15 protein-coding genes are annotated in these 12,785 nt (G+C 72.4%); 10 read left to right on the top strand and 5 right to left on the bottom strand.

What is annotated here, in order from left to right; translation table 11 throughout:
- The first annotated feature begins 104 nt into the window (after positions 1-104).
- Positions 105-800 (top strand): DUF4145 domain-containing protein, encoded by a 696-nt coding sequence (locus ABZY91_RS31435; RefSeq protein WP_355406291.1) that lies wholly within the window; start codon positions 105-107, stop codon positions 798-800.
- A 38-nt stretch (positions 801-838) separates the two neighbouring features.
- Here the strand turns inward: ABZY91_RS31435 and ABZY91_RS31430 are convergent, their stop codons facing one another.
- Entirely contained in the window at positions 839-1,156 is a 318-nt protein-coding gene (locus tag ABZY91_RS31430; RefSeq protein WP_355406289.1) for a hypothetical protein, read from the bottom strand.
- A gap of 182 nt (positions 1,157-1,338) precedes the next feature.
- On the opposite strand from ABZY91_RS31430, the gene ABZY91_RS31425 reads away from it, so the two are divergent.
- The 6 genes from ABZY91_RS31425 (at position 1,339) to ABZY91_RS31400 (ending at position 5,846) form a co-directional block, all read left to right on the top strand.
- Entirely contained in the window at positions 1,339-1,530 is a 192-nt protein-coding gene (locus ABZY91_RS31425; protein WP_355406287.1) for a hypothetical protein, read from the top strand.
- Positions 1,531-1,585: 55 nt separating this feature from the next.
- Entirely contained in the window at positions 1,586-2,272 is a 687-nt protein-coding gene (locus ABZY91_RS31420) for a hypothetical protein (RefSeq protein ID WP_355406285.1), read from the top strand.
- A complete protein-coding gene (locus tag ABZY91_RS31415; protein WP_355406283.1) occupies positions 2,269-3,030 on the top strand; it encodes a hypothetical protein in 762 nt (253 codons plus the stop codon). The genes ABZY91_RS31420 and ABZY91_RS31415 overlap by 4 nt, the downstream gene beginning before the upstream one ends.
- A 644-nt stretch (positions 3,031-3,674) precedes the next feature.
- Positions 3,675-4,346 carry a sigma factor-like helix-turn-helix DNA-binding protein gene (locus tag ABZY91_RS31410; protein ID WP_355406281.1) on the top strand — a complete coding sequence of 224 codons (672 nt, stop codon included), beginning with the start codon at positions 3,675-3,677 and terminating at the stop codon, positions 4,344-4,346.
- Positions 4,343-5,263 (top strand): hypothetical protein, encoded by a 921-nt coding sequence (locus ABZY91_RS31405; RefSeq protein ID WP_355406279.1) that lies wholly within the window; start codon positions 4,343-4,345, stop codon positions 5,261-5,263. Before ABZY91_RS31410 ends, ABZY91_RS31405 begins: the two co-directional genes overlap by 4 nt.
- A gap of 397 nt (positions 5,264-5,660) precedes the next feature.
- On the top strand, positions 5,661-5,846 hold the full coding sequence (locus ABZY91_RS31400) for a hypothetical protein (RefSeq protein WP_355406277.1): 186 nt from the start codon (positions 5,661-5,663) through the stop codon (positions 5,844-5,846).
- Between the two features lie 206 nt (positions 5,847-6,052).
- Here the strand turns inward: ABZY91_RS31400 and ABZY91_RS31395 are convergent, their stop codons facing one another.
- Positions 6,053-6,670 carry a hypothetical protein gene (locus ABZY91_RS31395; protein WP_355406275.1) on the bottom strand — a complete coding sequence of 206 codons (618 nt, stop codon included), beginning with the start codon at positions 6,668-6,670 and terminating at the stop codon, positions 6,053-6,055.
- Positions 6,671-6,746: 76 nt separating this feature from the next.
- On the opposite strand from ABZY91_RS31395, the gene ABZY91_RS31390 reads away from it, so the two are divergent.
- The 3 genes from ABZY91_RS31390 (at position 6,747) to ABZY91_RS31380 (ending at position 8,694) form a co-directional block, all read left to right on the top strand.
- Positions 6,747-6,968 carry a hypothetical protein gene (locus ABZY91_RS31390; protein WP_355406273.1) on the top strand — a complete coding sequence of 74 codons (222 nt, stop codon included), beginning with the start codon at positions 6,747-6,749 and terminating at the stop codon, positions 6,966-6,968.
- 75 nt (positions 6,969-7,043) lie between these two features.
- On the top strand, positions 7,044-8,252 hold the full coding sequence (locus tag ABZY91_RS31385; RefSeq protein WP_355406271.1) for a hypothetical protein: 1,209 nt from the start codon (positions 7,044-7,046) through the stop codon (positions 8,250-8,252).
- 250 nt (positions 8,253-8,502) lie between these two features.
- Positions 8,503-8,694 (top strand): DUF397 domain-containing protein, encoded by a 192-nt coding sequence (locus ABZY91_RS31380; protein WP_355406269.1) that lies wholly within the window; start codon positions 8,503-8,505, stop codon positions 8,692-8,694.
- A gap of 165 nt (positions 8,695-8,859) precedes the next feature.
- Here ABZY91_RS31380 and ABZY91_RS31375 read toward each other — a convergent pair whose 3' ends face one another.
- From ABZY91_RS31375 to ABZY91_RS31365, 3 genes are all read right to left on the bottom strand, one after another.
- The gene (locus tag ABZY91_RS31375; protein ID WP_355406267.1) at positions 8,860-9,495 is read right to left on the bottom strand and encodes a hypothetical protein; all 636 of its coding nucleotides are present in this window, start codon (positions 9,493-9,495) and stop codon (positions 8,860-8,862) included.
- A 237-nt stretch (positions 9,496-9,732) separates the two neighbouring features.
- Positions 9,733-10,251 carry an RDD family protein gene (locus ABZY91_RS31370; RefSeq protein ID WP_355406345.1) on the bottom strand — a complete coding sequence of 173 codons (519 nt, stop codon included), beginning with the start codon at positions 10,249-10,251 and terminating at the stop codon, positions 9,733-9,735.
- A gap of 1,361 nt (positions 10,252-11,612) precedes the next feature.
- A complete protein-coding gene (locus ABZY91_RS31365) occupies positions 11,613-11,885 on the bottom strand; it encodes a hypothetical protein (protein ID WP_355406265.1) in 273 nt (90 codons plus the stop codon).
- Positions 11,886-12,785 lie beyond the last annotated feature (900 nt).

Raw genomic sequence — 12,785 nt, 5'->3', positions numbered from 1 at the left:
GCATCGAGGACCCGGTCCCAAAACTCCGTACTCCGTCCCGCAGAGTGGTGGCCGGTCCGACAAACCGCTCGCGCCTGGACCGGGCGATCGGCTATCCCTGACAGATGACCATCCTCACCTTCACCGAAGGCCGGCTCGATCCGGGCCTGTGCCCGAACTGCCACGTCCACGCCAGCTTCTTCACCGAATCCAGCGCCTACGTCTGGCCGACGTACCTAGCGAACGTCCGAGACATCGGCGGCCACGCGTCAGCGGTGAAGCCCCGATGGGTGCTGCAGAACGGCGTCCGGTGCCGGCACTGCGACAAGACGGTGGTCCTGCAGCGCGTCAGGCTCTGGAACCCGGACGGTTCCTGGGAGACCGAGGACGTGCGGCAGGTGTGGCCGCTCCTCGAACCGCGCACCATCGCTGACAGCGCGCCGTCGACGGTGCGCGAGCTGTTCTTGGAGGGCGCGCGCAGCGAGGCCGCGCGGGCCTACCGGGCGGCCGGGGCGATGTACCGGGCCGCGGTTGAGGAACTCTGCAAGGACCGGGGCGCGGAGGGCCCGAACCTCTTCAAGAAGATCGAGGACCTGGTCAACCGCGGTGTCAGCCGTGAGATCGTCGACGACCTCCACGAGGCCCGCTTCCTCGGCAACTGGAGCCTGCACGACGGGCTGGAGTTCTCCGCCGAGGAGGTCGGCGACGTCGCCGAGCTGATCACCGAGGCCGTCCACGTGCTGTACGTCCAGCCCGAGGAGCGCCGGGCGATGCGTGACGCCCGCAAGGCCCGGCGGGACGCGTTCAGCTCCAGGCCGTGAGGCGGAACGGCGCCGGGGGCGGGGCCCCGGCTTCACCGTTACGCCTCGCCCCGGTTGTCGAGGGCGGCCTCGGCGGGGGCGGTGTGCTGGAGCTGGGTGCGGGCCGCGACACGGTCCCCGGCCGGCAGCGCGGTCCAGAAGGGGTGGGAGTCGACCACCTGGGCGGCGTCGCGTTCGGCGGCGGTCAGCCGGTCGGACTCGGCGTACTGCTCGGCGCTGAGGAACTCACCCGCGGGCAGGTCGGCCCAGCGGGGCAGGGCACGCAGGTAGGCGGAGCGCTCGGCCCGCACCGCGGAGAGGGCGCGCTGCGCGTCGAGGAGGTCGGGCGGGTACTCGAAGATCTTCTGCTTGGCCACGAGGGGAGAGCGTACGTGCGAACCGGCGGGTCCCGGCCGGCGACACCGGCCCCGGGTGAGGCCGGTCCCGCGGGCGGCCCCACCCTCGCCTCGTACCCGTCCGACGGCACGGTGAGCTACGTGGGCGGGGGCTTTCGCGGATCCGCTGACGTGGGGGCGCCGCCCGCTTCTAGCCTGCGGGCATGACGACGATGGTGACCCTGTACGGCGGGCCGCTGGACGGCGCGAGCACCCCGGTGGACCCGGACGACCCGGACCCGTGGGTGGCCGTGATCAGCGAGGGCTGCGCCTTCCCGGGCGGGCGCAGTGTGTACGAGCCGGACGAGGGCGGCCGGTGGACCTGGGTCCGGGATCTGCCCTGGGAGGCGCTGTGAGGGCGGGGGCGGGCTGACGTTTGGTCACTCGAACACTTGCTCGAATAATGGGGGTGTGACCGCCGACGTGCCCTTCTCCCGTCCCCACCGCTCGCCCGAGCGGGCGGGGGATGCCGTGTGGGCGCCGCGGGAGCTGATGACGCTGCCCGGTACCTCCCGGGACGTGCGCAGGTGGCGGTTGGTGGAGATCCGGCTGGGCGGGCGGTGGCGGCCCGGGCTGCTCACGGTGTGGCGGCGCCCGCCCGGCAGTGCGGGCTGGGTGGTCCACGTGCGGTGGGACGACGACGCGTCCGTGGCCGAGGGGCAGGCCTGGGGCTGGTTCCTGTACGGCGAGGAGACGGTGCGCCCGCTGCCCGAGCCCGGCGACGGGCCGCCGGTGCGGGCGCCGTTCCACGGGGTGTGGCGTGATGCGCTCACGGTGCCGTCCGAGCTCGCGGGCGCGCCCGACCCGGAGGGTGCGGACCGGTGCTGGCGTCTGGCGTGGGTGCGGACCGGGGGAGGCTGGCGCTCGGGCCTGGTCACCGCGCGCCGCCGCCCGGGCCCGGACGTGCCGTGGATCGCCCACGCGCGCTGGGGCGAGGACAGGCAGAGCGCCTGGCTGCTCTACGACCCGGCCGCGGTGCGGATCCTGTCCCACGCCGAGCCCGGCGACGGCCCGGGCACGTCCACCGGCCCCGCCGGCCCGGTAGAGGCCGTTCCGGCCGGCGACCGCGCACACACGGTGCCGGGAGCGGCCGGATGAGGAACGCCACCGCCCCGGACATCTCCGCGCCGGGTCCGGTACTGCCCGTGCCCGACCCGGGGGAGGAGCGCGGGCTGAGGCTTGCGAACTTGCTGGAGGAGACCAGCCCGGTCGCCCGCCGCGCGCGCGTCGAGGCCGCGACCCGCCCGGTCCTGCCCGCCCTTCAGCCGCTGCTGCCCGACGGCCGGCTGCCCAAGGGTGCCGTCATCGAGGTCGCCGGCGACACGGGCCTGCTCCTCGCCCTCGCCGCGGGGCCCGCGGCCGCGGCCCCCACCGTGTGGACCGCCGCCATCGCCATGCCCACCCTCGGCCTGGCCGCCGCCCGCGCCTACGGCCTGCCCTGGGAACGCCTCCTCGTCGCCGACACCCCCGGAGACCGGTGGAGCGAGGTCGCCTCCGTCCTGGCCGGCGCCTGCGAAATCATCCTCCTCGACCCGCCCGAACCACCCCGACCCCGCGAGCTCCAGCGACTGGAAGCCCGCCTCCGCACCACCGGCACCACCCTGCTCACCACCACCCCCTGGCCCAGCGCCACCTTGCGCCTGACGACCGGCAACGCGGTCTGGCACGGACTCGGCGACGGCCACGGCGCGCTGCGCTCGCGCACCATCGACGCCCACTGCACCGGACGCGGCCGCGCCACCCGCCCCCGCACCACCCGCCTGCTGCTCCCCGACGAGACCGGATCGGTGAGCGCGGCGCCGGCGGCGGTCGCCACCGGGACGGTGCCGGCGACCGGTACGGCCGTCGCCGGGTAGCGGCCCGGGACGGCGGTGCCGGGCTCAGCGCCGCCCCGTCGGCCTGCCGCTCACCTGCGTCGAACCGGCACCGACTCGCCGTGTAGGGGACCGGGCCCGGTGGAGGTTGTCCGGTGCCGGCGGCTGGGCCGTCGGTCTGTTCTTCCGTGGACGATGCGGGGCGCCGGCGCACCGGGGTGGTGGCGGTTGACCGTTTTTGATTGAGGCCGCAAGTACCCGCGAGTGATCGGCTCGTGACGGTTGGTCGAACACCGGATGTGACATGGGTCACCGTAAGTTTATTTCTGGTGGCGGAGTGTAGTTGATTTCGCCGTGAGCTTCGGTGCGTCAGCAGCTGAAATGTCCAGGGTCGACCCGCACCCGCTTGGAGATGATCACGGAATGTATTCGAACGTGATCAAGGAGTGAAATTCGTCGGGCGGGAGTGCGTGATCGGCCGGGGAGGGCTGATTTGCTAATCCCGGGCCGCAAGACAGCCCAGACGAAGGCCAGATGACGCTGTTTCCGACACAAAGGCCGCTCCCATGGACAGCACCACCCCTCGACACCGACCCCGCCCCAGCGCCCGCAGAGCGGGTCACGCCCCGCCCCGTGAACGACGGCGTGCGGCGCGCCCGCGCTCAGGCCGGCACCGGGAGGCCTGAATGAGCGACGACCCGCTGTTCGCCATAGGCCCCGATCAGCCCGGCCACGACCCCGAGTCCGGACAGTGGGGAGCGGCCGTGGAACTGCCGGTCGACGGGATGCCGCTGGAGTACGAGGCGTTCACCCTCACCCACCGCCCGTCCTACCTGTGCTTCGCGCAGGAGATCCTCGGCGACCCGGGAGTCGCGGGCGAGGTCGTCCACGAGGTCCTCGTCCAGCTCGCCATCGACTGGCCCGAGGCACTGCGCAGCCCCGACATCGTCGTCACCGCCTGGGGCATGCTCTGCCACGCGATCCGCGCAGAGGTCCGCCGCCGCGACCGCGACCCCCAGCTGCTGGTCCGCCTCGCCCGCCTGCGCACCACCCTCGACCGCATGCGCGCCGCCCTTCCCGACACCGAGGCCACGACGGCGGCCGACCGCGACCCGGACGCCGACACCGACGACCCTCTGATGGTCCTGCTCGCCACACTCTCCCCACGCCAGTTCGACGTCGTCATACTCAAGGCCCACGGCCGCTCCACGCACTTCATCGCCTGGTTCCTGGGTACGCACCCCAGCACGGTGGACCGCAACCTCGCCCGCGCCCTGGCCCGGCTCGACGACGGGCTGCGCCCCCTGCGCCTCCTCCACCCAGGCACACCCGACCACCGCAGAGGAGAACGCCGGTGAACGAGCCCACCGCCGGCCCCCCGGACGACCGCGCCCCCGCACCCGACCCCGGCCGCGGGCCCGGCTCCCACTTCGCCGAGACACCCGACCTCGACGAGTTCCTCCACGACGCTGGCGTCTGCGCCCGCCACTCCTCCCACGCCACACGCCGCGCAGGCAAGACCGACCGTGCCACCGCCATCGACCTGCTGCTCGCCGAGAGGGAGAACACCCCGGCCCCTGCCGACACCCCCGCCGGCGGCCCCGGCTACGCTGCCGCCCTTCGCCGGATCGCCGCGGACGTCGCCCGCCACCGCGCCGGCCGCTACCGGCGGCCGGCTTGGTGGGCGGACTACAACCGTGCCCGCCTCGGCCTGGACTCCCTGTCCCGGTCTGCCCTGACCGGGCCGAAGGCGCTCGGCCTGCTCGCCCGCTTCGCCGAGGAGGAAGGCGGGGAGACCCAGCTGGTCTCGGTCCTCGACAACGGCCGCGACACCGACATCGAGATCGTGGGCGCCAGGATCTTCGGCTGCCTGTTACACCTCGCCGGACATCCCGTCAGCGCCTGTTTCTGGTGGAAGATCGCGGCCGGCGCCGGCGACCGGATCGCCGCGTTCGCCATCTACCTCCAGCACCTGGAGCGCGGCGAGTTCGACGAGGCCGAGTACTGGTTCGCCCAGGGGTGCCTGGACCCTGACGGCGAGACGTCCGCGATGCCGCCCGGCCTGCCCGATATGCCCGGCTACTTCAGGGCCGTCCCGGCGGTCATGGTCCCCTGGCACACCGCCGAGAACGCAGGGCCCGCCGCCGGCCTCGCCGACGAGGTCGACCGCCTGGTCGTGCACACCGATTCCGGCGACGGCACCGTCATCGACGGAGTCGTCCGCCGCCCCGGTCCGCGCCTGGCGAGCCGCCTTGAGGACCTCGCCGGCCGCTGACCCCCGGCGCCGGTGCCGCGCCGTTCGCGCGCAGCACCGGCGCCGAGAAGCGTCCACGGTGAAGCCGACCGAGAGGTCAACCCTGATTGACGCCCAAGGCGAGTCAGTCAGGGTTGACGTTCAAGGCGGCGACCGGGGCCGGGAGGGCCGCGGCACCCGCACGGAGTAATAGTTCCGCCGCCCGGCAACAGACCTACATGTAGTGGCTACAGTCCTTGTGTGACCCAGAACTTGTGGTTGCGGCGCCGGTGAACGGTTGCGAAAGGTCACCCCCTGAACCGTAGACTCGGTGCTGCAACGAGAGCGCGGGAGCTCCTCGGCCTTCAGATTCGGACGGACCATCATGTCCGTGCCCTGGCGGCTGACCGGCCGCCACCCATTGGCCAGAGGAGAACCGTTGTCACGCAACCGTCGCAACCGCCGCCGCAAGACGGCGCGCACCCACCCCGTCATCAAGCGGACGTCCCGCAAGACGCCCCGGCTCGACCCGGCGATGACCACCCTGCTCGTGCAGATCGTCATCGCCGCCGTCGCGACCGTCCTCGGCGTCGATATCAACACCATGGGGCCCGGCCCCATGTAGCAGGACCAGGCCCCAGATGACGGGCTACAGGAAGGCCGTCCGGTTGGTTCTGGAAAGTTGGCCGGGCGGCGTTCCACCTCGGGGCCGAACCACCACAGTGGACAGCCCACCCCCACTCTAAGGGGGTGACACACCTAGCGCACAGTACGAAAACCGCCGCCGGTCGTTCCTCCAGCGGAGGAGAGGTCGTTGAGGAGGCACTCTGGTTAGGCCTCCTTGATACGCGAGGCACCTGTCCCGGGGCTCTGGGCAGCCAAGTCCGCGCGCGTCTGCTTGAGGAGTTCCTGGGCCTCCTTGCCGGCGGTCCGGTCGTTCCAGTACGTGACCCACCACCGCATTGCCAGTCGATGCGGCTGCCACCACCGGGGCTTGTACCACAGCTCGAACCGACACAGTTCGAGATAGTCGTTCATCGCGTCCACGAAGGCGCCGGCCAGGGCCTTGTCGGCCTCATCCCCCCGCCCGGTGGCCTGTTCGCCAATTGCCCGGGCGGCGTCGCCCAGGCGGTTGGCTATGGCGATGACCTCGGGAGTGCCGGACAGCCGGATGGCCACGTGGGTCATGGCCATCAGATTCGCCGCCGCCACGCGGTTCTGCACGACGGTCGAGGCCTGCTTGAGCGAGTTATCCGGATCAGCCAGCGTCATCGCGTTGACCCAGCCGGCGGCGAGAAGGAAGTGGGTACAGGCCTGGCCGTATTCGAGGTAGGCGGTCCTGCGTTCCTCCCGGCTGCCGACTTTGGCGATCCCCACCTTGTTGCTGGGGGTGAGAGCGCCGGCCAAGGCCTTCGAACCCGCGCTGACGACTGCCATGGTGATGTCCATGCGCGGCATCCAACCACCCGCCCCCGTGAACCGTCTGACCGGCCACCCACCGGCCCGGGTGGGGAATCATGGTCGGGTGACGACACCTCAGCCCGCCCGCCGCCCGCTGTACCGGCGCCCGGACGCCGACCCCGCCCAGGCCGCCCCCGACTCCGACGCCCAGGCCGCCGCGCCCGGGCTGCGCCGCCTGGCCGTCGAACTCGCCGACCAGGCCGGCCCGGTCGCCGGTCCGGTGCCGCCTGCCGCGACGCCCGGGTCCGGCCGCCGGCGTCTGGCCGATCCCGGCACCGCCCGGTAGCCACCGAGCACCGGTGACGACCCCGCGCGACCACCGCCACGGACGCCGCCGTCACCGGCCCGTACGATGCCGATCATGAACCATGATTTCGACACGTGGGGAAACAAGGAAGCGGCCGAACCCGCCACGGCCCCGCTCTGCCAGGAGTGCGCGGCGCCGCTGCGCACCGCCGGCCCCGGCCGCCGACCCGTCTACTGCGGCCGGTCCTGCTCCGCCAAGGCCTACCGCCGCCGGCGCGCCGAGAGCCACCAGGAGGCCCTCGCCGACGCCCTTGTTTCCCCACGTGTCGAAACCCCGGACACCGGCGAGCCGGCCGGCCAGGAGCTGCTGGACCTCGCCGCCGCCGTCCAGCGCGGCGCCGCCCGCTACCTGGAGAACCTCGAAGAGGCCCGCGCCGGCGACGGCGACGACCCCCGCTGTGTCCGCGCCCTGGAGATCCTGGAAGCCGGCCTCGCCGCCATCACCGGCCGCATGGTCCGCAAGGCCCACGTGCTGCGCTACGAGATGCTCACCGACCGCCGCAAGGCCGAGCCGGCCGCCGCCGCGTCCCGCCCGCGCCCTGACGGCGCCTCGGGCGAATCCGCACGTGTCGAAACAAGGGCCGGCGAGGAAACCCCCCGAGACACCGCTCCCACCCCGAGCCCCGCCCCCGTGCCGCCGGTCCCCGCCCCCGGACCACCCACCGGCCCGGCCGATCTCCGGCCCGCCCCGGCACTCGCCCGACCCCGCCCCGGCGGCGCCTCGGGCGAATCCCCACGTGACGAAACAAGGCGCGCCCAAAGCACGCGGCAGACCGTCACCACGCCCCGCGCCGTACCCGCTCCGACCCCACCGCCGACACCCGCCGCAGCCGCCCCGACCGGGCTGCGCCCCTACCTCGGCGCAACCCCCGTCGAATCCCCACGTGTCGAAACAAGGGATGCCCAAGGCGCCCGGCAGGCCGCCGGCACCGCCCACGGGGACGGGATCGAGCAGGACCTGGCGCTCGCCCCGCACCGCACCTCCACCCCGCCGCTGCTGCGCGGCCTGGGCGCACCCGACACCACCTGGAACGCCCAGGACGGCACGTTCCTGGTCGAGGGCTGGCCCGGGCGCACCGTGTTCGCCGTCCGCCGACCCGACCGGAGCCTGGCCGGCTGGGTGGAAGCCGGCGACGACGGCTGGACCGCCTACATCAACGGCCGGGCGATCATCGACCCCGACGACGGACTGCCCTGGCTCGCCCCGAACTCCCACCACGCGGTCACCCTGCTGACCGCGGCCCTCGGCCGACGCCTCACCTGACCCCGCCGCACAAGCCCGCGGGGCGGCGCGCGCCGCCCCGCGATCCTTGACGACACCCCTGCCCAGGTTTGTCGTGGCGGATCCCCGCCGGCCGGGACCCGCCACGTCGTCTGGCCCCGTGTCAGGAGACGCCGGGCAGGGCAGCATGGGAGCGGGCCCAGGTAAGCGTCACAACTCACCCAGCCCGTGCGGCCCTTCTCACGTCACGGTTCAACCCGATCCGACCACGGCCAGGACAGGGGCACCGACGATGACTGACAGCACCTGGCGCAAGAGCTCCCACTCGGGCAACGAGGACTCCTACTGCGTGGAGGTGACCGGCCTTCCACACGAGATCAGGGTCCGGGACTCGAAGGACCCGCACGGGCCGCAGCTGTCGTTTCCCCTGGTGGCATGGTCCGCGTTCCTCGACCAGATCAGGCGGGACACCTTCGACGGCTGACCGGACGCAGGTGACCGGGGCCGTCAAGGTGTGGTTGTCCCACCCCGGCCCCGGCGGTGCGGGTATCCGCGAGCCCTACCAGCAGCGCTTCCGCCACCCAACCCCGGCGTCGGCGGCTGCGGCGCCGCAGATCCCCCCGGCTCTCAGACGGCCGAGGGCGAGGATTCACAGTCGCGTGACGAGGGCGGTGGCGTTGTCCGCGGGGGCGGTGGGAAGCGCGTGTGCGTACCGGACGGCGTCCTCGACCAGGCGTTCAGCGGCGTCGTGGAGTTCACCGGTCAGGAAGTCGGCCAGGTCGTGGCCGGCGTCCTCGGGAGGTTCGTAAGCGCCGTCGGATGCCAGGAGCAGACATGCCGGACGGGCCGGGCCGCGCACGGCCTCGACGGCCGGATGTCCCCAGAGCCGCTCGGTCTCCTGGTCGTCGTCGCCTCCCCCGAGGCAGGCGGTGATCAGGTTCCGGTCCCCGTCACAGGCACGGCGCGCGTTGTGGTCGTCGGTGAGAAGGCGCAGGCGCCCGTCCAGGAGGAGGTAGGCGCGGGCGTCACCGGACCAGGCGACCGACAGCAGACCACCGGGGACATGCACCGCGACGACCGCCGCAGCCGACGGAAGGTCGTGATCGTGGTCGGCGCGGGCGGGATCGGCGGCGTAGCGTGCCCGCTCGGCGCGCAGGCCAGCTTCCGCGTCCGCATGCACGGCAGCCGCGCGGGCCAGACGCCGGGCGGCCGTCCGTGTCCAAGCGCGGACGGCCGGGGTGTCGCCGATGCCGTCGAGCAGGGCGAAGGCCCGGGTACCGTCCAAGAGCCCATACGCGGCGGTCACATCGCACTGGAGAAGCCGGTCACCGAGACGCTGCGCGGCAGCGTACGGCCTCGCCAGATCCTCACCCACAGAGCCAGTCACGTTCGGAGCCTAGCTCCAGCAACGTGCCTTCCACGCCGCGCCTCGGACCACACCAGTGCCATCTGACGACCCATCCCAACCGGGCTGCGCCTTTCAGCGGATATTCCACTGAAAGGCGCAGCCAATTGCCTATTCCTACCGGGGTTGTGCGATCGAGTCGATGAAATCCCGGCGGACCACGACCGTCCGACTGATGCTGTCCGCCCACGTCTGGCGCCGGGGATGCACCACCGGCCGGACGAAGCCCGCACAGACCGGGAGCACGTCCAGGACGTGCAACAACCCCCGCAGGATGCTCCGCGCCGGCCCGACCGGCGCCCCCGTCTCCTCATCCACCGTCACCACCCCGGCCAGCCGCTGCCCCAGGCTCTCCCCGCTCTGGCCTCGGGCAACCCACTGCACAACCAACCAGACACCACCCACCACCCAGTAGCCCCCGGCGAAGGCCCCCCGGACGTCGACGTCCGCCAGCAACGCGAGCAGCTGCACAGCGGCGAATACCGGCTGCGCCACATGGAGGGCAACGCCGTAGGCGGTCATCAGGCCCCCGGCGATGCCCAGGTCGATCCCGGCCGCCGTCGCGCGCGCCGACCACCCCGCAAGGCCTGGAATCGGGGCCGGCCGCGGCCGTCTCGGCCGCGGGACCCCCGGCACCACCGGCGCGCCCGGCACCTGCCCGGCGGGCGCCCACCACGGGGCCGCCGACACGGGGGCGCTCACCCCCGCCCCCGGACCCGGGGCCGGCCGCAGCAGCGGGTGCAGGGGCCGATGCCGCGACCCCGCGCGGCGGCCGACGCCGGGCCAGGAGGCAGCAGCAGCGACGCGCCGACCGGCACCGCCCGGCGGATCGACCTCGATCGTGATCGCTGCTCAGAGCTGAGGAAGTCATTCATGACCGGGTCAACGACACAACGCGGAACCGGTACCGCCTACCGAGACACCAAATCGAAATCGCAGGATCCTCCGCCGACCCCATGATTCTCCCGCGCGGACCCGGATGCGACGCCGTCGAGACAGCGCCACGCATTAACGAGCACGTCGACAGCGGCCGGAGAATTCTCAACCCCGACCAAACCCTGAAACCCACCATCGCATGGATCGACGCCCTCAAAGTCTGAGATAAGTATCGAACCGGCAACAATGGATCCACGAATCGGTGGTCTGAAGAATCAGCAGAAGCCGGACCCAACCGCCGTGCGGAGAATTCGGTGAGAAAAACAGCAGACCGATTCCGAGACGTCTACGCCTGGACGGCCAAGCGAATTACCACAGTGGTGAAGGAGACGGACCGATGCGCGCACACGAGCCCGCCGCCCGGGACCCAGCGCCCGCCCCGCCGCCGCTGTCGGCCTGGCCGCGAGGCCCGGGCGTCGGCGACGGGCCCGAAGCGGCCCCGCCACTCCCGACGTAGCTCCTGATGTGGCTCCCGACGTGACTCCTGACGCAGCTCCTGACGCCACCACCCCCGCCCTCACACCCGTCCGCCATATGCCCAGCTCAGAGCGCCAATTCAGGACGCCAGAAATTCCGACATCCCTGTCCTGGCCCCTCTTTCTGCTTGGTGGTGGTAGCTGGGGCGGCGGGTCGGGAACGGCGCCTGCGGCGAGCTTTCCCTCGGCCTGGCGGCGCCTCGGGCCCCCTGGCCCAGCCGGGCCCGGCGGTCGGCCGCGCGGAGTTCTCTGGTTGCGCTTCTGGTTTCGTCTCCGGGCGCGCACCTGGTTGCGTTTCTGGTTGCGTATAGGGACCCGCCCCACCAGCCACCCGGCCACGTTTCCCCAGCTCACGCCCGGTTAGATCGGCCACCCCATGCCGACTTACCCCTGTGCGCCCCCGACCTGACCGGAGAGAAGGGAGTGGGGACGGGTCTGCACGCGGGGCCGGGAGGCGCTGCGCTGTGCCCCTCTTCTCCTCCACCCGGCGGCCCCGGCCCGCAGAGCCTGGCGGCCCCCTGGGGCCGGGGCGTGCTGCGTGTGTGTCGGGCTGGCAGGGCGGGCACCTGCCCCGCGGGCCGCGGTTCAGCGGGTCTGTTCCCTGGGGAGGAATTCGGCGAGCAGGTCGAGGAGGTAGGCGGTGACGGCGTCGGGGTCGCCGGCCTGGACCCAGGTGTAGAGGGCGGTGCGCTGCGTCGGGTCGCTCTTCTGCAGGACGTACCCGTCGACCAGGCCGTCGGCGCCGGGGCGGGTCCGTACCAGTACCTGGAGGGGCCGTCCCTCCTGCTCGACCAGGGCCTCGACGTCCTCGGCGTCCGGGCAGTCCCGGAACTGGCACACCCACTGCTGTAACGACATGCCGACCATCCTCCCCCGGCGCCGGGGGCGACAACGCCGTTCCGCGCACCCTCGGGCACCGCAAGCGCGGAACCGCCGGTCCGGCCGGTGCGGGGCCGCAATGACGGCCGGTGTTTATGGACGATTTCCATCGGGCGCCCGGTTCATTTCTGCCCGTGGTGTTGCTATCCGCAATTCGCGCGATATCGTGAACGGGCAGTCTGCCGTTTTCACCGCCGATATCTGACGCCGGTCGGGTCGCGGAGCGGGCCGTATTTCTGTCGCCGATCACCCCCGATTGTCGGATGCAATGCGGCAGACGCATGGCGGCTTTGTCGGGATCGGCTGACGGCGGATTTCTGATACAGGGTCGGGCGGGGACTCGATGCTTTGCGGGATGGGCACCCCGCCTGTGGCGGGATCGGCTGACGGTGGATTTCTGATACGCCGCCACAATGGATCTGATGGCCTATCAGGGGTCGGATCAATGGGGGACCGGCCTAGACCACTCGCAGAGGTGTAGACCACTGCGTGTCGGAGTCTGCATGAGATGGCCGGGGGTTGCACCCATCCCTGTTCGGTGACAGACTGCAACGATGAGGAGGGGCCGGCCTCCTCGCCCCGTACGGGCACGCACGCCGGACACAGGCCCGAGGCCACCCCCTCCTCCCGGTCAGCCTGGCGCACGGAGTGCGCCAAAACCGCCCCCGACCTGTACTTTTGCCAGGGCAGGGGAGCCCGGATCCGGCCCGAGGTGCGGAGCGCCGAGAGCCGGACCGGGCACCCCTGCCCGGGGCCGGCCACCCCCACCACCACCCGGCAAGCGCCGGACACGACTACTCTCCGCACCCGCGTGACGGAGTCACGCAACGTCACTCCGTCACGCTAGTGACGGCGCGTCATGTCTGCGGAGCAGACGGC

The organism is Kitasatospora sp. NPDC002965 (assembly GCF_040611255.1).
Classification (GTDB): domain Bacteria; phylum Actinomycetota; class Actinomycetes; order Streptomycetales; family Streptomycetaceae; genus Kitasatospora.
This window is presented reverse-complemented; position numbering and strand designations above follow the sequence as displayed.